The sequence below is a fragment of the Clostridium sp. C2-6-12 genome (genome assembly GCF_009928485.1).
GTDB lineage: Bacteria > Bacillota > Clostridia > Clostridiales > Clostridiaceae > Clostridium.
The window spans coordinates 127,609-147,221 of the sequence record NZ_JAABNP010000002.1; the positions used below are offsets into that span (position 1 = coordinate 127,609).

Genomic DNA, 19,613 nt, shown 5'->3' on the forward strand with positions numbered 1-19,613 from the left:
CTATTCATTATTTAGCCATCTAGATGCTGAAGTTGCCTTTTCTATATTTTCTAATTTTCTTACACACGCAAAAACAGCAGCGTCAAATATATCGATACGCTGCTCTGGCATAACTTTTTCATATTGAATCATGTCATCTGTTTTTTCTATCGCTAATACATTTTGCAGACAATATTCAAAAGCATCAGAATGTAAATAATATAATTTTCCTTCCTTTGCCTTTGCTTCAATTCGCCTAAATCCCTCTGATTTCTTATAAAAGTATTGTGGCTGGTCAATTACATTAAATCCTGCTTTTTTCATTCCAAAGAAATATTCTCTGCAGAATTTTCTATCATGACCAACTTGCTTAATTTTAAATCCTAACTTTTTCATTTTAATAAACCAATTTACTACATCAGCATGGTTATTAACTGGACTATTACACATATCAAGCCAGCCATCATCTTTCCATCCGAATAGTGGAATACCATCTTCATCTGCTTTCTTATAGGCTGCTGTTATAGGAAACCATGCATGAGGGATAATAATATCAACGCCATTATATTCGCCATATAAAGCTGCTGCAGTTAAATCATGAAGCTTTGACAAATCAGCTCCTCCATACCAAGTAATCGGAATTTTTGCAAGCTCCTCTAATGTCCAGTTATAGTTTCTATCTGACCTTTTGAATTCGTCTAAATTAAAGTAAGCTTTCATAGCACTGGTATAAATGTTCATTGACTTAGCAAGAAAGTCTTTTCTTTGTTGTGGATCATTCTGTGCCTGCAAAGCATCGTTCATAATATCATTTGGTCTTATACTCACCCCATAAGCTGGATTTGCTTTCTCATGCTCTATTGGGTTTGTATAATCAATTTCTCCGCTTTCATCTTCATCTGCTTTACATATAAAAACAAAATAAGCTTCGTCCTTTACAGTTCCATCAAGTATCTTTTTGCAATATTGAAGCCTTTGATAACAAAATGAGTTCATATTATCTCCAGCTGTAGTAATCCCAATCATTAGCTTATTTGTGTAAGCTTTCATAGCTTCTTTGATAATGTTATATTGCTTTGGTGTTTTGTAAGCATGAATTTCATCAGCTATTGCTATATTACAATTTAATGAATCCTGCCTATCTGGACTTGCAGCTAAGGCTTGTATAAAAATACTTCCATCACCTAAGTCCCCTCGGATTGAATGCTCTTGATTATTATCAATAACTCTAAAATTATTTTTTTCTCCCATTTCCTCTAAGTTGAAGTTTATAAAATTAAAACTTTCTAATGATTGCTTTAAAGCTGCAGCTGTAATATAAACCTTACTTCCACTTCTTCTTTCTAGTAAACCAAGTGCCCATGCAAGTGCAGCTGCAAATGATGTTTTAATATTTTTTCTGGGTATAAAAATAAACGCCTCTTTGAAGCGTCTTATCTTAGTTCCTTTATGGTAAAAACCAAGCAGGTTATAAACTTGAAATTTATGAAAGGGTTCTAATAAAAATGGTGTTCCTCTAAGTGGAGTTCCATCTAGCTTTTCTCCTTGAGCATGAACAAAAGTTTTTTCTATGATTTGAATAACAAATTCAGCATCCTTAGGGTTAAACTCATAGGCAGGATTATCTAAATCCCTTAGAAATCTATTGCAGCATTGTATTTGTTCTCTGCAAGCAACTTTTCTTCCCTCAACAATGCTATTTGCATATTCCATTACTGTATCTATATTTTTAGCTTTTATCATTTGAAATCACTTAATATTTGCTCCAATTTAGATTTCTTCTCAATCTTTGCACCTTCTTGATTAATTCTTTTTAATCCTGCAGGTGTAAGACCTAATTCCCTTGAATATGTAATAATATCATCTCTTAACTTTTCTAATGCTAAATATAAAGGATTTTTCACAATATTAGTTGAACCATTTTTATTTGTATGTTTTATAACTATATGACCACCAGTATTAGCAAACTGCTCTGTGGTTATTTCATAATCCATTAAAACTTTAGCAAGTACATTTATTGTATAGATAAAACTCACATTATAAGTTCCAACTTCTTTCATCTTATTAACTATATCTTTTTTATACTTCTCTTGTGATTTATCAACCATGTACTCACTCCTTTCTATTCTTCTGTTCTTAAATCGCTGTATTTTATCTTTTCACCATTTCTAATCAAATAAACATCATCACTTGATTCTTTAGTTTTAATATATCTATTAACTATGACATCAACATATCTTGTGTCATATTCCATGCTGTAGCAAATACGATTAATACTATCTGCTGCAATTAAAGTTGAGCCACTGCCTCCAAATAAATCAACAACTAAGTCTTTAGGCTTGCTGCTATTTTTTATTGCCCTTACACAAAGCTCCAAAGGCTTCATTGTTGGATGTTCAGCATTTCTTTGAGGTCTTGCAATTTCCCAAACTGTATCTTGAGTTCTATCATTAACAAAATAATGAGCTGCTCCTTCTTTCCAACCATAAAGAATTGGTTCATGTCTCCAATGATAATCCTGTCTTCCCATAACAAAGCTATTCTTTACCCAAACAATACATTCAGCAAGTTTAAGTCCAGATTCCCTATATGCTCTTCTAAAGTTTTCACCTTCAGAATCTGCATGACAAACATAAATAGGTGCTCCAACAGCCATTATATTAAAGTAATTATCAAATACTTTTTTCAAGAATTCATAAAACTCATCATGGCTCATATCATCATTTTCAATAACTAGTTTATCTTTTGTTTTGCCTTCATAAGCCACATTGTATGGTGGGTCTGTAAAAATCATATTTCCAAGGTTTCCATCCATTAAAATTTGAACATCTGCTGCATCCGTACTATCTCCACACATCAATCTATTGTTTCCAAGAAGCCAAACATCTCCCCTCAAAGAAAAAGGAACCGTTGCTTCTTCTAATGCTTCTTCTTCATCGAAGTCATCTTCTAGAACTTCATCGGTCCCCATAATATCTTCTAGTTCAACTGCTTCAAAACCAGTAAATATCTTATCTAAGCCTTCTAATTCAATAGCCAGTAAATCCATATCCCACTCTGCAAATTCAGCTGTCTTATTATCTGCTATTCTAAAAGCTTTGATTTGTTCTTCAGTTAGGTCATCAGCCTTTATCACTGGAACTTCTTTTAAATCTAATTTCTTACTAGCTTCATATCTAGTATGACCTGCAACAATAATATTATCTTTATCCACTATAATCGGATTTTTGAATCCAAACTCTTTAATACTACCTGCAACCATATCAATTGCCTTGTCATTCTTTCTTGGATTATTTATGTATGGTATTAATGTTTCAATTTTGATGTACTCTATATTTAATTTATTTATCATTCGTTTTTCCTCTTTCTAATAAAATGAATAAGGTCATAACACTTCTTCACAATTTAGTATTACAAATAAAAAATATCGCAAGTCTACTCTTATTTCTGAATAGTGCGATATTCTAATTTACTATTAAATTTTTGATATAAGAATATTTAAAGCTCGTCTATAAATTGGATTTTATCTTTCTCCATGTTTACTATATATATTACAATGTTTTAATCCACTCTGATATAATATGAAGATTAGTGATCTTATCTCCTATATAGAAAATATGAGATAGTTCTTTCCTTTGATTTTCATCTAATTCAAAATCTTTAATCTTATCTTCACGTATATCATTATCCTGATCCAACTTAAACAGAAAAGACAGAAAATTGCGAGTCAATCCTTCGAACAAATTAAGTGCTACATTCGAATAATATTCACCCAATCCATTACATTTCTCCTTTCGGGGATCTAAAAATAATAATGAAACGTAGTTTTCCAATTGCCAACAATTTATATTTAAATTGACGTCATCAGCCATATGTCCATGTTGAACATTTGTAATCATCACCGCATCAACATTGCTATAGTCATCAGTGATATACGTTCTATCTGTAAATGCCCCATTTTCTCCAAAAAGATAGGAATACCACTCATCCATATCTTGAATTATATCCAGTGCAATTACGAGGATATTAAAATTTGATGAATTTGAAACTGGAAACTTTTTATGCGCATCTATAAGATAACTCTTCTGCTTATTATCCAACCGATCGATATTTTGTATACTTTGTCCGTCCCTAATATTTGATTCTATAAATTCCTTGGACTTAATATAATCATTCCTATCTGGAAAACGCTCACCTGCAAATACTTTAATGCCTTCTGAATTCTCCTGCTCTATCCTTTTAAAAAGGTCTGGACATTTAACTTCAATATTAATAGTCCTACCATCATATTCAAATGAACACTCAGGATTTTTCTTGCCATTGTATTTTGGTTCGTTCTTAAATCCACTATAATTCCTAATAATATAATCTACAACGGTAACTTCAGAAGCAAATTGCAAATATTGAGCCATGCTGATTTCACAATCTAGATGTGATTTCTTCAAGAACATTTCATAATCTGTCTCACTTAAAGTTTTCTTATAATCTTCTGAAAGCATAAAAAAGTCTTTCCAATAGCGATTACCTTTAACCGCAGCCGTTGCTATCGGGTGCGTAACTTTGGAATTTTCAACAACACTTATAATATCCTTTTTCATATCAATGTACCTCCTGACAACATCTATATAGACACCTTCCATACCAAATTACAATTTGTCTTTTAATCAATTATATCATATTTTGTAAATATAGAATTTTTAACTTTTTAAATATTATAAGCACTTCCCCCCTTTCTAAAAACTTCTCTCTATTGGAAAAGGTGCCTCCCCTCGGTCCCCTGAGGTATATTTTTATTCATTCAAAGATGGGGGGCTGCTTAGAAGTAGAAAAGGACTACTAAAAATAAGTAATCCTTCTAAATAATATTTAATTCTTATATACCTTCTCTTTTGATTCGTAATGAGCAACAATAAGCTTGTCTAATTCTTGACTAACTAATATTGTACTTTCATGCAATAAACCTTTTTCATTTATAAGTTTTATTAATTCTTCTCTGATTTCTTCCAAATATTTTCCCTCTTATTTGATAATATTTCCCCAACTTCTTTATTGTTATTATATACCAAAAATGTAATTATTGCAAAGTTATTTAAATTACTTGTCATTTTATAGTTATCAAAAATTAATTTAATATTATCTATTCTTTGTTATTCTAATAACCCAATCTTCCCCTGCCTTTGTTAATTGATTGTTTGTTCTATCATGCATCTTATCATGGCATTTGATACACAAACTTAGTAGATTATCACTAGCAAGTTTTAAGTCTTCTCTTAGCTCTAAAGGAATAATATGATGTACAGTTGCAGCTAACACACTCTTGCCATAACGCTTGCATTCCCTACACCTATATTCATCCCTTCTTAGTATCCGTTCCCTTTTACTTTTCCACTTGCTAGACTTATAAAAGCCATTCTTCATTTGATTCACTCGTTTCATTTCAATATGAAAAATAATAACCCAAGGTAAACACCCGATGATGTAAGAGCAAAACATGTAAAACAAAAAACTAAAAACAAAATTATCATCTATCTAAAAGGAGTTACAAATTTAATGACAAAAATATATCGGGTGCTTATATTGAGTTATTATCTAACTTAACGCCTTTTGCTATAATAAAATAATAACATCATTTTCGTAGTAAAAACTGATTACTTCTTGGTGAAAAACTGGTCAAATATTGGTGTAAAATTGGTCAAAAACTGGTGCATTGGGATAAATAAACTCCGTTAGTTTATTTATAATTTCATTTTTTAATTTACAGCAATTATCTTTATCTATTCCTAAAGTCATTCCTATCTCAATCCATGTTTTCTTTTCCTTCTGAAAATATCTTAATTCAACTAATTTATATTCTTCTGCTTTTAATATATCAAGCGCATTTGTTACTAATGTCTTGAGCATAATAGTGTCGCTTTTCATTTTTCTTAAATGGTTCAACTCTTTTGACATATGTTCGTCCCTTTTAATGACTTCATTTTCTACTGAACTATTAAAAGCATTCGTTGGTGAATTTCTTTCTTCAAATGAAACTCCTGCATATGAAACATCATTAACTAATCTATTTATATGTAATTCTATATTTTCAATTTTTAAATCCAAATTTTTAAAATCATATAATGTTTTTTCTGTTTTCTTAAATAAATTATTCATCCTTTCCTCCTATATATTACTGGATTGCGATTTATTAGTTATTAATCCCAAGGTTGCTCTCCATTGTCGCTAACTGTTATTAAATCCTCGTTATCAGATTGTTTTTTGCTTAATAGTTCTATACCTCCAAAACTATCTGCAATTATTTCAGTTTTATAGATCTTATGTCCATCTTTTTCATAGCTGCTATTCGATAGTTTACCAACTATCCCAACTTTAGTTCCTTTAACTAAATATGTACTTAAATTTTCAGCACCAAATGATACTATATTGAAAAATTGTACTGTTTTCTCTCCTTTTATAAATTCATTTACTGCAATTGAAAAAGTACAAATCGACTTTCCATTTTGTGAATACTTAAGTTCGCTATCCCTTGTTAATGTTCCAATCTCTATAACTTTATTCATATGTTACTTACCATTCTTTCTCTTTTTATTTTTATTTCTTATTTTCTTTAATTCATAAAAATCTATAAATCCATATTTATCACCATATTTTATTGATCTTGCAACAATACTTAATTTAAGATCTCTATATCTTTCATTAAATAACTTGATCCTCAATTCTCCCTGCTGTGTTGCTTGACCTTTCACGTCTATATATTCCTCGCTGTTATCGTTATGATAAATTAAAAAATCTGGTGTGTAAGTCATTGCCCTATATGTTTTATTAAATTTTTTAAAACCTTTCATAAGTACAAATTTAGGCTGTAACTCAAAACTCTTTATTTCTCCTTTAGCTTGTCTGGTTTTCAATGCTTCGTAATATGCCATTTCATCTTTACTAGCAAAATATATACCATCACATACAACTTTTTCATTATTGTATTTACTCAATCTCTAAATCCTCCGATTCTTACATCACAATCTGATTATTTAATAAAATTATTTGGTCTTTTAATATAAACGGAATTTCATACTTATTAACTATTTCTATAGCTATATTAAGTTGGCATCTTTTAATTGCTTTATAACTTCTTACACCAAATTCTCTTTTTATTTGCTGTTGAATATCTCCATATACTTGTGATCTAATTGAATTATTTTTATATGCATTTGATCCTTTACCTCCTAAAGCTCTAATACCTACTTTCTTAACCGCTTTTTGAAGTTCTTCACAATCTATTGTTAAAAGTGGCATATTGTCCCTTAATTCCCTTACTTCATTTTCCAATTCTTGTTGTTTTGAATCTAATGTAAATATTGCTTGAAGTTCTTTAGATAAATTTTTCACTGGATTTTTAATATCTCTTTCCATTTCCTCAAACCTTGTTACATATTCAGCTGTAAACAAAACTCCTTTTTCTCCTGTCATCTTATTAGCAACCATATCACAACCTTTTTTAGTTAATAAATAGCAAGGTTTATTTCTATTTGCTCCATCTATATAATTACTTTCTATAAAGAAGTCAGATGGGCGGAAATTTCCGCTTATTAAATATTTGATATACCCTCGTATACTTTCTAATAAATCTTTATGTTGTTTACCTACCATTTCAGAAACTTCTCTACTATCTGTTACTAATTGTCCATTTTCATATAATATTGTTAATTTATTCATTAGTTTACGCTCCTTTTTATTATCAATTGATTTCATTTGATAATGAAATTTCATAATCTTAGTGTGTTTTTCTCTCAATATATTATGAATTTCCGAATTCTACCCTTTGCCATGCTAATAAAGATCTTAATATTTCTTGTTCTAATCTTATGTTTCTAAGCCCTTCTTGACATACTGTATAAGCATTTTCTGCTAAATCTCTTTCTAATCTCAAAAAACTTATTTTTTCTTCTCCTTTTGCTAAATCTTGAATAATTGCAATTGGATATTTTTCTAACCTTAATTTTAATAATTCTTTTCTTAATGCAATTTTATATTCTCTTTCTGCATTAGTTTTTTTTACACCTAACGTTCTTAATTCATCATTTCCTTTTGTTAATGCAATTCTATTTATTTTTATCTGATCCATTATTCCCTGTGGATTCATTCCCTTTCCTCCACTATAATTTTTCCGCCCATACACGCCCTTATTACATCTTCCCTAAAGTATTTGCCTGTATTGGTTTGTAATGTCTTTAAAAGCCTGTATACTGCTTCATTTTTAATACCTAACGCTGCTTTAATTTCTTTTGTATCTAAATATTCTTTAACAAATAAAATCTCTAATTTATTTTGGAAATGTAATTTTAATTTTTGATCAAGTTCATGTCCATTAGTTCCATGCACTCCATTTGTTCCTCTGTGACACCTACGACATAAAAACATAAAATTTAACTTACAATTTTCTAACTGCTTATTTTGTTTTCTAAATATTATATGATGTAATTCCGTTGCAGTTGTTCCACATACTCCACATACACAGCCATATATCAAACCATATTACCTCCTATAATCTAAATTTCCTATCTTTTGAAGCTTGTCTATATAATAGAATTTTAAAGTTCCTGTTTTTCCGTTACGCTGCTTGCTTATGATCCATTCCATAATATTTTTATCTTGTGATTCCGGATGATAATATTCATCCCTATACGCAAATACAATAAGATCTGCATCTTGCTCAATATTGCCACTTTCTCTCAAGTCTGACATCATAGGTCTTTTATCCGTTCTCATTTCAACAGCTCTTGATAACTGGCATAATAAAATAATATTTATATCTAATTCTTTCGCTAATAATTTTAATTGCCTTGTTACTTCTCCTATTTCATGACTTCTATTTCCTTTATCATTTATTTCTAGTAATGTTAAGTGATCCACTACTAAAAAATCTAATCCATGAGTTTGCTTCATAGCCTTCGCTTTAGCTTTTATAGTTAATATACTTTGATAGCTGCTGCAATCTGTAAAAACATTATTTTTAATGGATAAATCATTATAGGTTTGAGCTAACTTTATAAATTCTGATTCTGTGAGTTTTCCTGTTTGCAGTTTCTGTGATTCAATGTTTGAATTATAAGCAAGCCTTCTCATTCCTAGCCCTTCTGCTGTCATTTCCAATTCTATGATTAATCCTTTATATCCGTTTTTGCCTAATCCATCTGCAATATTTAAAGCCATTAAAGTCTTCCCCATGCTTGGTCTTCCACCAATTACAAACAGTTCACCTTTTTTAAGTCCATTTGTAGCCCTGTCAAAGTCTGTATAGTTTGTTTGCATCCCTGGTATTTCTCCTCCTGCTTGGCATCTTTTTTCTATTTCTTTTAAAGTGATTCCTAGCAATTTACTTTCATCCATTATTGATGTTTTATTTTCTGCATTATCTGTCAAAATGTTGTTTAAATCCCCTGCTACTGTGTTAGGGTCTTCTTTTTCATCATACATTTTTTGAATTGCTTCATTCATATACTTAATGGATCTTCTTCGAAAAGCTGTATCTTTAAGCATCTTTATATATGGTTTCGGGTTTATACTTAATCCGCCAATTGATAACTCTGTTATATACGTTATTCCCCCTGCACTTGCTATATTATCTTTCCCTATTTCATTAATTAGCAATGTTATGTTTATATCCTTTCCTTGTGCAAATAATTTACACATAGATCCAAATATTAATTGATGCTTTGTATTGTAATAATCATCTATTCTTAAGTTTTCAATTATTTCTGCAAATATAGAAGGGTTGTATAATATTGCACCCAGTATTTCCTGCTCTACTCTTATATTTTGTGGCAACGCCTGCATCTCTCGCCCTCCTAATCAAATTGAAATTCTTGATATTTATTATTTGTTTCTAGTGCTACTGAATCTTTTAGTTGATATACAGTTTGCCAACTATGTAAAATACTTTGATTTAATATTTCTATTTTCAAATCATTATTATCTGACATTTTATCTAACTTATTTAGCAATAATATTAGTGCTTTACCTGTCATTGGTTTTTTGATTGACTTTCTCATTTTTAAAAAATCTTTTATTGTTTCCTTAAGCTCTTTATTATCTGTATAAATATTTATAGCTTTATCAAGCTCCGTTTCTTTTTTATTATTAATTGTATTATTAAGTGTATTATTATCTTTGATTTTATCGTCAATAGGTTCTTGACTTTTTGCACAATAGGTATTGATCTTTTCGTCAATAGGTATAAATGAACCTAAATATATTTTTCTTCTTATTATCTGCTTATTTTTATACTCTAACTGTATGTATATATATTTCTGGTCTGCTAAGTTTTTAATTAATCTTGAAACTGTTTCTTTTGATATTCCATACAATTCAGCAAAATATGAATTTGTTGCCCAACAATAACCCTGTTCATTGCATAAAGCTGTTATTTCTCCATAAAGCAATTTAGCTTTATCTTTTAGATTTTTATCATATCTTACATTTGCAGGTATTATTGCATAATAAGATCTATCCATTTAATCACCCTTGTTTCTTCTGGCACTCAATACATAGTATTTTTTTAAACTTGCTATGGCTAAACTGTGCAACATTTTCTGCCACTTGTTTAGTACATATGGTGCATGTATATAGTTTAGGCTTACTGCCTTCCTGTGGCTTGTTAGATATATTATTTACAGGCTTATCTTTCTCATGTTTGTTTGTGCTATCGCTGTCTTTATTATCATCTATACAAAAAAGTCCATTTAAAGCATATTTTCTGGCATATGAAGAAACACTCCCTGTTACTTGAGAAAGATCCATCCCTTTTTTAGCTTCATCTTCTCTAGCTAACCCATTAGTAAAAACTTTTTCACCTGTTTCAACATCTGTAACTGTTGCGGTTGCCTTCATATAAAATCTATTTCCTATAAGCTCAACTTCATCTGATAATTGCAAAGTTAATTTATTATCTAATAGATGCGGCTTAACACTTTCTAAAATATCTTCACAACTTCTATATGAATATTTTCCAAAACTATTAAATTGAGATTTAGGAGCTTTTAATTTAGCTTGAACATTTAATAATTTTTCATATACACTCATATGATCCTCCCTATCTAATTTTTAATGATTCTGTTTGTTTCAATGAAACACCTGGAATTATTACACCTTGCTTAATATCATCTAATATGGCTTTTTTAGCTACTGATTTAGTGTATACAATATATTGATCTGGAATTAGATTTTCATCATCTATATTTACGCTAGACGGATTTTTGCATATATTAAATGAGAACAAATTAGTTTTAAATTTTGTTTTTCCTATTGCTTTCATACTATTTTCTAAATTATCTTTTAAAATTTTATTTCTATTCTTTAAGCTGCTCTTTCTTGCTGCTAGTCTTTTTTCTTCTTTCTCTAATGCATCTGCTTCTGCTTCTAAATTTTTCATTATTACAGCGTAATTTTGAGCCTTTTCTTCAATATCTTCTCCAACTTCTTTCATCGCTGCATCAATAAGATCTTGGCTAATTGTTTCATCTTCTAAAAGAGCCTGTAAATTCATATAGTTTTGAGTGAGTTCATATAATTTCATTTCTTTCTCCTAACTTAATAAAGTTTTCAAAAATTCTTTAGCATTAATTAATTCTTTTTCTGGATCTTCGTTAATGTCTAGAAATATATCTAAAATATTCATTATTTTTTTGTCTTTTGTCCATCCATGTTCACAGTAACCAACTTCAATTTTTTTAACGTGTCCACTATAATTGAAGAATATGTCATGTTCTGTATTAGCTGATATATTTAGAGCCAATTCTTCAATTTCTAAAATTAATTTAACAATATCTTTATCTATCATTAAATTTCCTCCATTATGTGTTATGGTCATACTTAAATATCATTATGTTAGTTAGAAAATTTAGGCTTTTTAGCCTATTAATCATTCGTTATTTTATTAATTGTTTTCTTAATTCTTCCATTACTAATGCTAGTCCATCTTGACCTAATTGCTTGTCCATTATATCTAGCATTGTCGTTCCAAGACTTCTGAAATACAATTTTTCATCATCTATTGGATGCATAATTACAGTGATTATTCTTTTATTTTTAGTCCTAGTTTTATTATTCATAACAGTCACCTTTTAATTTGTGCATTATATAATATGTTTTTTTAATCATTTTGTTAACAACTTACGATTCATCTCCAAAAATTTCTTTTTCTCCAATATTGAAAGCTTGAGATATAGCTCGTCTGCTATTTTTACGTGGATAAATATTTCCCTTTTCCCATGCCCAATATGCTTTTTGTCCTGTAAAACATTTTTCCGCTGTTTCACCTTGACTCCATCCTTTTATTGTCCTAAGGACTTCTAATTTTTTATACCAAGGTAAGTTCTTTATTAAATCCTCTATCATTTTTTCACCTCTTTTCTGTTTACTTACTTGTCATTGACTTACAAATACACTTTACGTCTTTTTGTCGCAAAATACAAATTTGCTCCAACGTCATATTACGTCATTTATATGGTGAATTGTAGTATTTCTCTTATTTTCTTATATTTCTATTAGTTTATTGACATAATGACGTAAATGACGTAATATACTATTATAAAAGTAACTTATAGAAAAGGAGCATTTTCAATGAGTAAAAAACTAGGTTTAAAAATCAAACAATTAAGAAGCGATTATAGCTTTAATACTGGTATAAAATTAACCCAGAAAGACTTAGCAGATAAATTAGGTTTGTCTCGTTCGTATTTAGGAGATATAGAAAGCGGTAGAACAAATGCTAGCGATGAAATCTTGCATAAATTATCTGAAATATTTAATATAAATTATTCTGAATTATTAAAATTTCAACAAGATGATCAAATAGATACAGTAAGTAATAAACTAGATAGTGAAAATAATACTATAGATGAAGGCTTAGTACTTATTGAGCGTGCTAGGAAAAAAATGAATGAAAAAGATAAACAAAAAATGCTCGATATTCTTAAGGTTGCTTTTGAAGAATACTTTAATGACTAAATATAAAGCAAATACAATCAGCTCATAGAATTGTTTTACACATTTCATTTTAAAAAATACTAGATAAGGAAGGTGCATTATGAAAGCTGCCATTTACTCACGTAAATCGAAGTTTAAAGAAGAAGGCGAAAGTATAGAAAACCAAATTAAAATGTGTATTGAATATGCTGAAAAAAATCTAGGTATAACGGAATATGATATTTATGAAGATGAAGGTTTCAGTGGTAAAAATACGGATAGACCTAACTTTCAAAAAATGATGCGAAAAATCGAAAACAAAGAATACTCACATTTCATATGTTATAGACTTGATAGAGCATTTAGAAATGTAGCAGACTATTCACATAATATGAATGTCTTTAATCAGTACAATACAGACTTTATTAGCATAAAAGAACAGTTTGATACAACTACCGCAATGGGTAGAGCTATGATGAATGTTTCAGCTACTTTTGCCCAACTTGAAAGAGAAACAACAGCTGAGCGTATAAGAGATAATCTTAAAGAATTAAGCAAAACTGGCAGATGGCTTGGTGGTCCTGCTCCCCTTGGATATGAATCTATTGAAGTCGAAAATAACGATCTACGAGGGAAAAGTAGAAAGAAACACATACTTCAAATAGTTGAAAATAAAGCCAATATAGTTAAACTAGTATTTCAATTATTTATTAAACATAAGAGTTTTCAAGGAGTAAGCTTAGTATTAGATAGACAGGGTATTTATAGTCGTAAAGGCAGCTTATTTTCTAGAGATCTTGTCAGACAAATTATAAATAGTCCTGTGTATGTTATAGCTGATAATACTATTCTTGACTTTTTTAAAGAGAATAATTGTGAAATTTATTTAAGCAATTCTCTTAATGGTTTAAATGGTATCATGCCCTATAATCGTCGTAAAGAAAATGGCAGTTATGCTCCAATTAATGATTGGATAATCGCTATTGGTGAACACCCTGGAATTATATCTAGCTCTGATTGGATTGAATGTCAGAACATATGCAAAGAAATTAAATTAAAAGCATCAAATAGGCAATGCACAAGTCAAAATGCTCTATTAAGTGGTTTGGTCATTTGTGGACATTGTGGCTCAGGTATGGCTCCAAGAAAACAAGTATATAAAGCTGCAAATGGTGATAAAGGTATGTATAGATACTATAGTTGCAACTTAAAAAATAAATCTGGAACTAGATGCGATAATATATCATTGAATGCATATGATGCTGAGGATTACGTAGTTAATAAAATTAAAAATATAACAAAGGCTGAAATTTTAGATATTTATTTAGATTCTAAACATAAAGCTACTATAAAAACTAATAACAACGGTTTGATTAATAGTTTAAAAAAGCAAATTGAAGATAATAAAAAAGCTTTGAGTAGCCTTTCTAGAAAAGTAGCAAAATTAGATGAAGATAACGATGATGATAAAGAAATAATCGCTACTTATGAAGATGAAATAAAAGCAATTCGTAAAGAAAATAAAAAATTAGAAGAACAAATTATAAAACTAGAATCCGAAAATGAAAACATACTTGACGTTAAAAAAGACATTTCTAAAATATTTGAACTATATGATAATTTTAAAAAGTTTTATGACTTTACTGAAGATTTTGATGATAAAAAAAGACTTATAGCTAGTGTTGTTAAATTTGTAGTTTGGGATAGTGATGCCAACAAATTAGAATTAATCCCTGTAGGTTCTAATCTCACGCGTAAGGACTATGGGTAACTTTGCATTTAGGTCGCCTGAGCAGAAGAAATGGCACACGTAGAAATAATTGCAACTATGGTATATCAACTAATGGAAAATGCTACTGTTGAAGAAATAAAGAAGGCTGGTCTTGCTGGACACTATGCTGATCACAGAAAAGCTTTATTCTATACAGATGCTACAGGCAACCCATGGACAGCAACTTACATTCAAGCCAAAGGCGATGCTGTTGCAGATTTACATGAAGATATGGCTGCTGAGCAAAAAGCTAGAGCAACTTATGAAAATTTAATTAACTTAACTGATGAACACGAAATAAAAGAAATTTTAAAATTCTTAAGAGAAAGAGAAGTTGTTCATTACCAAAGATTTGGAGAATGCTTACAGCATGTAGAAGACTCTGGATGTATGATGAAAAAATAAGTTTTATTCTTTAATGATAAATATTCATTTTAAAACAAGATTATATGATAATGAAATTGTTTTAAAGGAAAGAACTGCCTCAAATAGCTGTATCTGTTTGAGGCAGTTCTTAATTTATGAATAATAATATAGAGTTTTGGGGGTATTCTCTGACGGCACATTCAAAAAAGTTTGTAAACAGAACAAGAACCCATTAGAACTAGAAAGCTCTTATAGTGAGTGCTAAAAATTAAATCACAAGTAGTGGCTGTTGTAAGCAAGAGACCATTATATTACCATTACTAACCGTAGAACACTTCTGATAAAACCTACTGTGTTTTCCCTTTGTTCAGAATGTGCTAGTAGGTTAACCTAACGCTGAAGTTATAAACATAAGTAGTAATAGTGCTCTCCCAGCATTCGTTGATAAAATATATAGCAGTGGTGTGTAAGTATGAGTGTTATTATGTTTTACTGCATTAAGTGCCACAAGATAGCTAGCAAACTCCATTAATGCAATCCACTAATCTATATATCTATTACACCTGATATGTACTTATATCAATAGTGTCATATATGACACCACATCTATAAATTGAGCTAAGCAATGGACTAATATTCCTAATTTTAGAGAGTCTTTTTTATATACAAAATAGTATAATGGTAACATTGTAGCAATCTTTGTAATAATAGACCAAGGTGAATAAAAATGGTAACCTGAAAATAATATAACATTAAATAGGACACTATATTTTCCCATCCACTTCATTCGAGCTAGTAAAAATCCTCTGAAGTAAAGCTCCTCAATAATTGGTACTATAAGTGTAAGAATGAAAAAGTTTACTAAAATTGCTATAATGATATATTTTTTACTAAACAGACTCATATCTTGGACAAAATTATACCAACTTGGAATCCAACAAAATACAGTTTTTAATAAATAATTTTCAAGTGGCTTTACAGCAATTAAAAGTATCCCTCCTACTATAAGCGATAAAAGAGAGTAAAGTATAAATACTTTAAACTTCAACGTACCTTTTAAACCTAGTATTTTAAATATATTAAAAGTTCCTTCTTCTTTCTTTGCCACATAAAACAGATATCCAAGTTCTATAGGAATTGTTGAGAAAATTGTAGAAAAGCATAATATAACTATCTTGGGATATTCCTCTAAAATTCCCATCTTTGAAAAAAATATATACATAATGCTTAGCACAATGCCAGGAAACAAATGAAGAAATATAAGTTTCCATATGCTTCTGATTTCTTTATCTACGTTCATACGTCATTTCTCCTTAAATTTTTAATTACCATAATATAGTAGCACTTATAGTCCCACATTTCTAGAGTAATTAACAAGTCACCAATAAAACATCCATAGGCCTTGATTCTTAGTTCTGCAAAGGATTGATTTATAAGGAATTCAACTAAATAATTTGTTGGTATGTACAGTTTAGAGCCATACACATCACCTTGTTGTTCTTATATGATTGCAGTAGAGCAAAAGCTAGAGCATTTTATGAAAATATAATAAACTTAACTTAAGTGCATAATTGTTTATATTCTATTTCAATACTTATCAATTCTATTTCACCACTACCTACTGGCAAATCTAAAATAGTATCATTACCATAAGTTTTATTTATCAGTCTAGCTCTAGTTGTATCATCTGAATTATTTCCCTCTTTATATAAGAATATAGCTACTTCCTTTTCAAGATTGCACATAATAACATCTTCAACTTTATATATTTCATCTTTATATTGTAATGTCATTTTTATTATTGTTTTATTAAATTCTGTACCTATTATCTTCTCAGATTTAGTTGCTTTTTCTGAATCAAACTTATCCATTGACATGATAATCACTTCCTTCAATATTACTAACCAAATTATACTACAAAAAGCTTTCGAATTTAAACCATCTTATAAATCAGAAAGTCACTATATAAAGAAAAGAACTGCCTCAAACAACTGTGTCTGTTTGGGTCAGTTCTTATGTTTAAAAGTTTACTAGTTATTAAATTATACTTTAAATTTATTTATCATCTCATTTAGTTTTTCCGCAAGTTCAGCTTGATTTTGAGCTGTTTTTGCTACTTGTTCTATTGCTTTTGTTGTATCATTAATGCTCTCATTTATAGTTTCAGTATTCTCTGATGATTTTTGAGCAGTTTCTGCTGTATTTTGTATTGCCTCACTTACTTGATTTATTGTTGCAGTAAGTTCCTCTGACATTGATGCTATTTCTTCAGACATAACTGTTACAAAATCTGCATCATTATAATATTGATCTCCTATATTTTTCATTTCTTCGAATTGTGGATATACATTTTCAAGTATGAAATTTAAGACATCCTTGCTATTATCAGAAAGATTTTTAAATGCTTCTTGCACTTTTGTAATTGTATCTTTTATATTTGTTACTGCTTCTGACGATTGTTCTGCAAGTTTTCTAACTTCATCAGCTACAACTGCAAATCCTCGTCCCTTTTCTCCAGCTCTTGCTGCTTCTATAGCTGCATTAAGTGCAAGTAAATTAGTTTGATCAGCTATACTAGCTATAGTATCTGCCATTAATTTTATATTATCTACTATCTTTCCATCTTCAATAGCTTTTAATCCCTTTTCTTTCTTTTCTTCATATAGCTTTCTTGTTTCTTTAACCGATAATTCACCTTTACTTTTAACATCTACAGCTCTTTCTTTAGATTCGTTAGCATTACTGTTGCCTTGAGTTGCCTTATTAGCTAATATTGTAACATTAGATTCAACTTCTTCAATTGAAGCACTTATTTCTTCTGCTGCAGCACTTGTTTCTTGTACATCATTTTTAATATTTCTTAATGCCAATTCTATATTATCTGCTTTTGCAGAAATTTCTTGAACTGTAACAAAGAGTTCTTCACTTGATGAAGTAATATCTTGAGATTTTTCAATAATTTCTTTTATTAAAACACTGATGTCATTTTTCATTAAAAATAATGCATTAGTTAATTCACCAATTTCATCTTTGCGATTTAAAAGTCTTTCTGGAATAATCTCTGTAAAATCTCTGTTAGCTAAAACTTTTATTGATTCTACAGCTTCCTTAAGTGGGTTTGATATTGTTCTTGAAATAACTACTGATAAAATACTTCCTATTATTAATGATATTAAACCTAAGAATATAAATATTTTTATTGAAGCATTAAAATCATTATTATTCTTATCATTAATTTCAGCTGCACTCTTAGCATTATATAAACCTAATTCTTTTAGAGAACTTTGATATTCTTCTTCAGTATTTTCAATAGCTTTGAATTTTTGAAAAGCTTCATCTTGCTTTCCTTCCATAGCTAATTCTATTATCTCATTTCTTGTTTCTCTATATTTATTCAGAGCATTTTCAATAGTTAATACTTTATCTGATTCAAATTTATCTAGCTTAGTTTTTTTATACATTTGCCAGTTTTCATCAAATATTTTAGTTCTCTCTTGAATATCATTTATCTTTTTATTTTGTTCTTCTTTGTTATTTGTACTTAAAATTATATAAAATAAATCGCCTTCTATGGCTCTAGCATTAGCTCTATTTTCATTTAACTGTTGTATTGGTAATAATTCTTCATTATAAATTTGTAATACTGTCATGTGCTTTTAAATTATAATAGTATCCTGCCCCACCTATAAAGATAATTAGTAAAATCATAACTGATGAAAATAAGAAAAGTTTATTTTTAACCTTTAAATTATTCATTATAACCATTCCTCCCTATATTTAACTATCCATTTTTAAGTTTAACTTCAACTTATATCACTCCTAAGTTGAAATTTTTTGCATTATTTCATTTTTCTATATATTTAAATCCAACTATATACAATTTTATTGTGGTTCTATAATAATTACTATTTTTGCTTTTTTTATTTCAATAATTATTGTTAAATAATATTAATTATTGATTATATACATAATAACATGAAATTTTTATAAAAACAACACTTTTTTTGTCAAAATATATAAAATTTTAATTTACAAAATAATATTTATTATTTATGTTAAGTTATTCATATTTAGTGACTATTACAAAAAGTTACTTACAAAAAACAAAGTATGCATTGAGAGTTAGATCTTTTTCTCTTAAATAAATGTTTTTTGATTTTACAGTCTTTTTTCTGTTTTACTTATTATTTTAATCTCAAAGTAGTACTTTTAAAACAACCTACTAATCCTAAAATTATTGCAAAAAAGAACTGCCCCAAGTAGCTGTATCTACTCAAGGCAGTTCTTATGTTAAGTCATTAACTTAGTTGTTTTTCTAATTGTTCTAAGTCCCTTATAACCATGTTAATGACTTCGATTTTAGATTTAGCATATTCATTCTTAGGTAACCATTTTAACCCACATTCTAATGATTCCTTTGTACTTCTGTACTCCTGTAATAATTGTGCTACGTTTTCTACCATACCCAAAACCACTTCCCTCTCTTATTTAATTGGTAATACTATTTCTTTACCAAATTTTATAATCTTTTACTTCT

At 29.1% G+C, this 19,613-nt stretch carries 26 protein-coding genes and 1 pseudogene; 3 read left to right on the plus strand and 24 right to left on the minus strand.

From position 1 onward, the window contains the following. The 19 genes from GXK56_RS02235 to GXK56_RS02325 all read right to left on the minus strand — a co-directional run bounded on the left by GXK56_RS02235 (position 1) and on the right by GXK56_RS02325 (position 12,369). Complete coding sequence (locus tag GXK56_RS02235) at positions 1 to 1,722, minus strand: terminase large subunit (RefSeq protein ID WP_160684363.1); 1,722 nt, start codon at positions 1,720 to 1,722, stop codon at positions 1 to 3. After that, positions 1,719 to 2,087: a P27 family phage terminase small subunit gene (locus GXK56_RS02240; protein WP_160684366.1), complete on the minus strand. Its 369-nt coding sequence runs from the start codon at positions 2,085 to 2,087 to the stop codon at positions 1,719 to 1,721. Before GXK56_RS02240 ends, GXK56_RS02235 begins: the two co-directional genes overlap by 4 nt. Positions 2,088 to 2,101: 14 nt before the next feature. After that, positions 2,102 to 3,331 (minus strand): DNA modification methylase, encoded by a 1,230-nt coding sequence (locus GXK56_RS02245; RefSeq protein ID WP_160684369.1) that lies wholly within the window; start codon positions 3,329 to 3,331, stop codon positions 2,102 to 2,104. A gap of 199 nt (positions 3,332 to 3,530) precedes the next feature. Next, complete coding sequence (locus tag GXK56_RS02250) at positions 3,531 to 4,577, minus strand: hypothetical protein (RefSeq protein WP_160684372.1); 1,047 nt, start codon at positions 4,575 to 4,577, stop codon at positions 3,531 to 3,533. A gap of 268 nt (positions 4,578 to 4,845) precedes the next feature. After that, entirely contained in the window at positions 4,846 to 4,986 is a 141-nt protein-coding gene (locus GXK56_RS02255; RefSeq protein ID WP_160684375.1) for an aspartyl-phosphate phosphatase Spo0E family protein, read from the minus strand. Between the two features lie 126 nt (positions 4,987 to 5,112). Then, on the minus strand, positions 5,113 to 5,415 hold the full coding sequence (locus tag GXK56_RS02260; protein WP_243155988.1) for an HNH endonuclease signature motif containing protein: 303 nt from the start codon (positions 5,413 to 5,415) through the stop codon (positions 5,113 to 5,115). 234 nt (positions 5,416 to 5,649) lie between these two features. Further along, a complete protein-coding gene (locus tag GXK56_RS02265; protein ID WP_160684378.1) occupies positions 5,650 to 6,129 on the minus strand; it encodes a xanthine dehydrogenase in 480 nt (159 codons plus the stop codon). 41 nt (positions 6,130 to 6,170) lie between these two features. Then, positions 6,171 to 6,536 carry a single-stranded DNA-binding protein gene (gene ssb / locus GXK56_RS02270; protein ID WP_160684381.1) on the minus strand — a complete coding sequence of 122 codons (366 nt, stop codon included), beginning with the start codon at positions 6,534 to 6,536 and terminating at the stop codon, positions 6,171 to 6,173. A 3-nt stretch (positions 6,537 to 6,539) separates the two neighbouring features. Next, the gene (locus tag GXK56_RS02275; protein WP_160684384.1) at positions 6,540 to 6,965 is read right to left on the minus strand and encodes a DUF1064 domain-containing protein; all 426 of its coding nucleotides are present in this window, start codon (positions 6,963 to 6,965) and stop codon (positions 6,540 to 6,542) included. A gap of 19 nt (positions 6,966 to 6,984) precedes the next feature. Continuing rightward, positions 6,985 to 7,689 carry a Rha family transcriptional regulator gene (locus GXK56_RS02280; RefSeq protein ID WP_160684387.1) on the minus strand — a complete coding sequence of 235 codons (705 nt, stop codon included), beginning with the start codon at positions 7,687 to 7,689 and terminating at the stop codon, positions 6,985 to 6,987. An 82-nt stretch (positions 7,690 to 7,771) separates the two neighbouring features. Further along, entirely contained in the window at positions 7,772 to 8,116 is a 345-nt protein-coding gene (locus GXK56_RS02285) for a hypothetical protein (RefSeq protein ID WP_160684389.1), read from the minus strand. Next, positions 8,113 to 8,502, minus strand: a complete 390-nt coding sequence (locus GXK56_RS02290; RefSeq protein WP_160684391.1) for an HNH endonuclease signature motif containing protein — start codon at positions 8,500 to 8,502, stop codon at positions 8,113 to 8,115. The genes GXK56_RS02285 and GXK56_RS02290 overlap by 4 nt, the downstream gene beginning before the upstream one ends. Before the next feature lie 6 nt (positions 8,503 to 8,508). Then, entirely contained in the window at positions 8,509 to 9,810 is a 1,302-nt protein-coding gene (gene dnaB / locus GXK56_RS02295; RefSeq protein WP_160684393.1) for a replicative DNA helicase, read from the minus strand. A gap of 11 nt (positions 9,811 to 9,821) precedes the next feature. After that, positions 9,822 to 10,487 carry a helix-turn-helix domain-containing protein gene (locus GXK56_RS02300; protein ID WP_160684396.1) on the minus strand — a complete coding sequence of 222 codons (666 nt, stop codon included), beginning with the start codon at positions 10,485 to 10,487 and terminating at the stop codon, positions 9,822 to 9,824. A gap of 4 nt (positions 10,488 to 10,491) precedes the next feature. Further along, positions 10,492 to 11,055 carry an ERF family protein gene (locus GXK56_RS02305; RefSeq protein WP_160684399.1) on the minus strand — a complete coding sequence of 188 codons (564 nt, stop codon included), beginning with the start codon at positions 11,053 to 11,055 and terminating at the stop codon, positions 10,492 to 10,494. A 10-nt stretch (positions 11,056 to 11,065) separates the two neighbouring features. Next, a complete protein-coding gene (locus GXK56_RS02310) occupies positions 11,066 to 11,548 on the minus strand; it encodes a siphovirus Gp157 family protein (RefSeq protein WP_160684402.1) in 483 nt (160 codons plus the stop codon). Positions 11,549 to 11,557: 9 nt separating this feature from the next. Then, a complete protein-coding gene (locus GXK56_RS02315; protein ID WP_160684405.1) occupies positions 11,558 to 11,812 on the minus strand; it encodes a hypothetical protein in 255 nt (84 codons plus the stop codon). Positions 11,813 to 11,900: 88 nt separating this feature from the next. Continuing rightward, positions 11,901 to 12,083: a hypothetical protein gene (locus tag GXK56_RS02320; protein ID WP_160684408.1), complete on the minus strand. Its 183-nt coding sequence runs from the start codon at positions 12,081 to 12,083 to the stop codon at positions 11,901 to 11,903. A gap of 61 nt (positions 12,084 to 12,144) precedes the next feature. Next, on the minus strand, positions 12,145 to 12,369 hold the full coding sequence (locus GXK56_RS02325; protein ID WP_243155989.1) for a helix-turn-helix transcriptional regulator: 225 nt from the start codon (positions 12,367 to 12,369) through the stop codon (positions 12,145 to 12,147). Positions 12,370 to 12,594: 225 nt separating this feature from the next. Between GXK56_RS02325 and GXK56_RS02330 the strand changes: the two genes are divergently transcribed. The 3 genes and pseudogenes from GXK56_RS02330 to GXK56_RS02340 all read left to right on the plus strand — a co-directional run. Continuing rightward, positions 12,595 to 12,981 (plus strand): helix-turn-helix transcriptional regulator, encoded by a 387-nt coding sequence (locus tag GXK56_RS02330; protein ID WP_160684411.1) that lies wholly within the window; start codon positions 12,595 to 12,597, stop codon positions 12,979 to 12,981. Positions 12,982 to 13,060: 79 nt separating this feature from the next. Beyond that, on the plus strand, positions 13,061 to 14,710 hold the full coding sequence (locus tag GXK56_RS02335; RefSeq protein WP_243155990.1) for a recombinase family protein: 1,650 nt from the start codon (positions 13,061 to 13,063) through the stop codon (positions 14,708 to 14,710). A gap of 24 nt (positions 14,711 to 14,734) precedes the next feature. Beyond that, positions 14,735 to 15,115, plus strand: a pseudogene (locus GXK56_RS02340) (manganese catalase family protein); the annotation flags it as partial. Positions 15,116 to 15,650: 535 nt separating this feature from the next. On the opposite strand, the gene GXK56_RS02345 reads toward GXK56_RS02340, so the two are convergent. The 5 genes from GXK56_RS02345 to GXK56_RS27650 all read right to left on the minus strand — a co-directional run bounded on the left by GXK56_RS02345 (position 15,651) and on the right by GXK56_RS27650 (position 19,545). Then, positions 15,651 to 16,376, minus strand: a complete 726-nt coding sequence (locus tag GXK56_RS02345) for a CPBP family intramembrane glutamic endopeptidase (RefSeq protein WP_160684417.1) — start codon at positions 16,374 to 16,376, stop codon at positions 15,651 to 15,653. 259 nt (positions 16,377 to 16,635) lie between these two features. Beyond that, positions 16,636 to 16,953 (minus strand): hypothetical protein, encoded by a 318-nt coding sequence (locus GXK56_RS02350; protein ID WP_243155991.1) that lies wholly within the window; start codon positions 16,951 to 16,953, stop codon positions 16,636 to 16,638. A 165-nt stretch (positions 16,954 to 17,118) separates the two neighbouring features. Further along, the gene (locus GXK56_RS02355; RefSeq protein WP_243155992.1) at positions 17,119 to 18,726 is read right to left on the minus strand and encodes a methyl-accepting chemotaxis protein; all 1,608 of its coding nucleotides are present in this window, start codon (positions 18,724 to 18,726) and stop codon (positions 17,119 to 17,121) included. Continuing rightward, positions 18,704 to 18,832 (minus strand): hypothetical protein, encoded by a 129-nt coding sequence (locus GXK56_RS28490; protein ID WP_279283036.1) that lies wholly within the window; start codon positions 18,830 to 18,832, stop codon positions 18,704 to 18,706. The genes GXK56_RS02355 and GXK56_RS28490 overlap by 23 nt, the downstream gene beginning before the upstream one ends. Before the next feature lie 542 nt (positions 18,833 to 19,374). Further along, a complete protein-coding gene (locus GXK56_RS27650; protein WP_207710253.1) occupies positions 19,375 to 19,545 on the minus strand; it encodes a hypothetical protein in 171 nt (56 codons plus the stop codon). Positions 19,546 to 19,613: the final 68 nt, after the last annotated feature.

Excerpts from the sequence above, each read along its gene's own strand:
- GXK56_RS02235 (WP_160684363.1), bottom strand. The coding sequence starts at position 1,722 with ATGATAAAAGCTAAAAATATAGATACAGTAATGGAATATGCAAATAGC.
- GXK56_RS02240 (WP_160684366.1), bottom strand. The coding sequence starts at position 2,087 with ATGGTTGATAAATCACAAGAGAAGTATAAAAAAGATATAGTTAATAAG.
- GXK56_RS02245 (WP_160684369.1), bottom strand. The coding sequence starts at position 3,331 with ATGATAAATAAATTAAATATAGAGTACATCAAAATTGAAACATTAATA.
- GXK56_RS02250 (WP_160684372.1), bottom strand. The coding sequence starts at position 4,577 with ATGAAAAAGGATATTATAAGTGTTGTTGAAAATTCCAAAGTTACGCAC.
- GXK56_RS02260 (WP_243155988.1), bottom strand. The coding sequence starts at position 5,415 with ATGAAACGAGTGAATCAAATGAAGAATGGCTTTTATAAGTCTAGCAAG.
- GXK56_RS02265 (WP_160684378.1), bottom strand. The coding sequence starts at position 6,129 with ATGAATAATTTATTTAAGAAAACAGAAAAAACATTATATGATTTTAAA.
- ssb (WP_160684381.1), bottom strand. The coding sequence starts at position 6,536 with ATGAATAAAGTTATAGAGATTGGAACATTAACAAGGGATAGCGAACTT.
- GXK56_RS02280 (WP_160684387.1), bottom strand. The coding sequence starts at position 7,689 with ATGAATAAATTAACAATATTATATGAAAATGGACAATTAGTAACAGAT.
- GXK56_RS02285 (WP_160684389.1), bottom strand. The coding sequence starts at position 8,116 with ATGAATCCACAGGGAATAATGGATCAGATAAAAATAAATAGAATTGCA.
- dnaB (WP_160684393.1), bottom strand. The coding sequence starts at position 9,810 with ATGCAGGCGTTGCCACAAAATATAAGAGTAGAGCAGGAAATACTGGGT.
- GXK56_RS02300 (WP_160684396.1), bottom strand. The coding sequence starts at position 10,487 with ATGGATAGATCTTATTATGCAATAATACCTGCAAATGTAAGATATGAT.
- GXK56_RS02305 (WP_160684399.1), bottom strand. The coding sequence starts at position 11,055 with ATGAGTGTATATGAAAAATTATTAAATGTTCAAGCTAAATTAAAAGCT.
- GXK56_RS02310 (WP_160684402.1), bottom strand. The coding sequence starts at position 11,548 with ATGAAATTATATGAACTCACTCAAAACTATATGAATTTACAGGCTCTT.
- GXK56_RS02315 (WP_160684405.1), bottom strand. The coding sequence starts at position 11,812 with ATGATAGATAAAGATATTGTTAAATTAATTTTAGAAATTGAAGAATTG.
- GXK56_RS02320 (WP_160684408.1), bottom strand. The coding sequence starts at position 12,083 with ATGAATAATAAAACTAGGACTAAAAATAAAAGAATAATCACTGTAATT.
- GXK56_RS02325 (WP_243155989.1), bottom strand. The coding sequence starts at position 12,369 with ATGATAGAGGATTTAATAAAGAACTTACCTTGGTATAAAAAATTAGAA.
- GXK56_RS02330 (WP_160684411.1), top strand. The coding sequence starts at position 12,595 with ATGAGTAAAAAACTAGGTTTAAAAATCAAACAATTAAGAAGCGATTAT.
- GXK56_RS02335 (WP_243155990.1), top strand. The coding sequence starts at position 13,061 with ATGAAAGCTGCCATTTACTCACGTAAATCGAAGTTTAAAGAAGAAGGC.
- GXK56_RS02345 (WP_160684417.1), bottom strand. The coding sequence starts at position 16,376 with ATGAACGTAGATAAAGAAATCAGAAGCATATGGAAACTTATATTTCTT.
- GXK56_RS02350 (WP_243155991.1), bottom strand. The coding sequence starts at position 16,953 with ATGTCAATGGATAAGTTTGATTCAGAAAAAGCAACTAAATCTGAGAAG.
- GXK56_RS02355 (WP_243155992.1), bottom strand. The coding sequence starts at position 18,726 with ATGACAGTATTACAAATTTATAATGAAGAATTATTACCAATACAACAG.
- GXK56_RS28490 (WP_279283036.1), bottom strand. The coding sequence starts at position 18,832 with ATGAATAATTTAAAGGTTAAAAATAAACTTTTCTTATTTTCATCAGTT.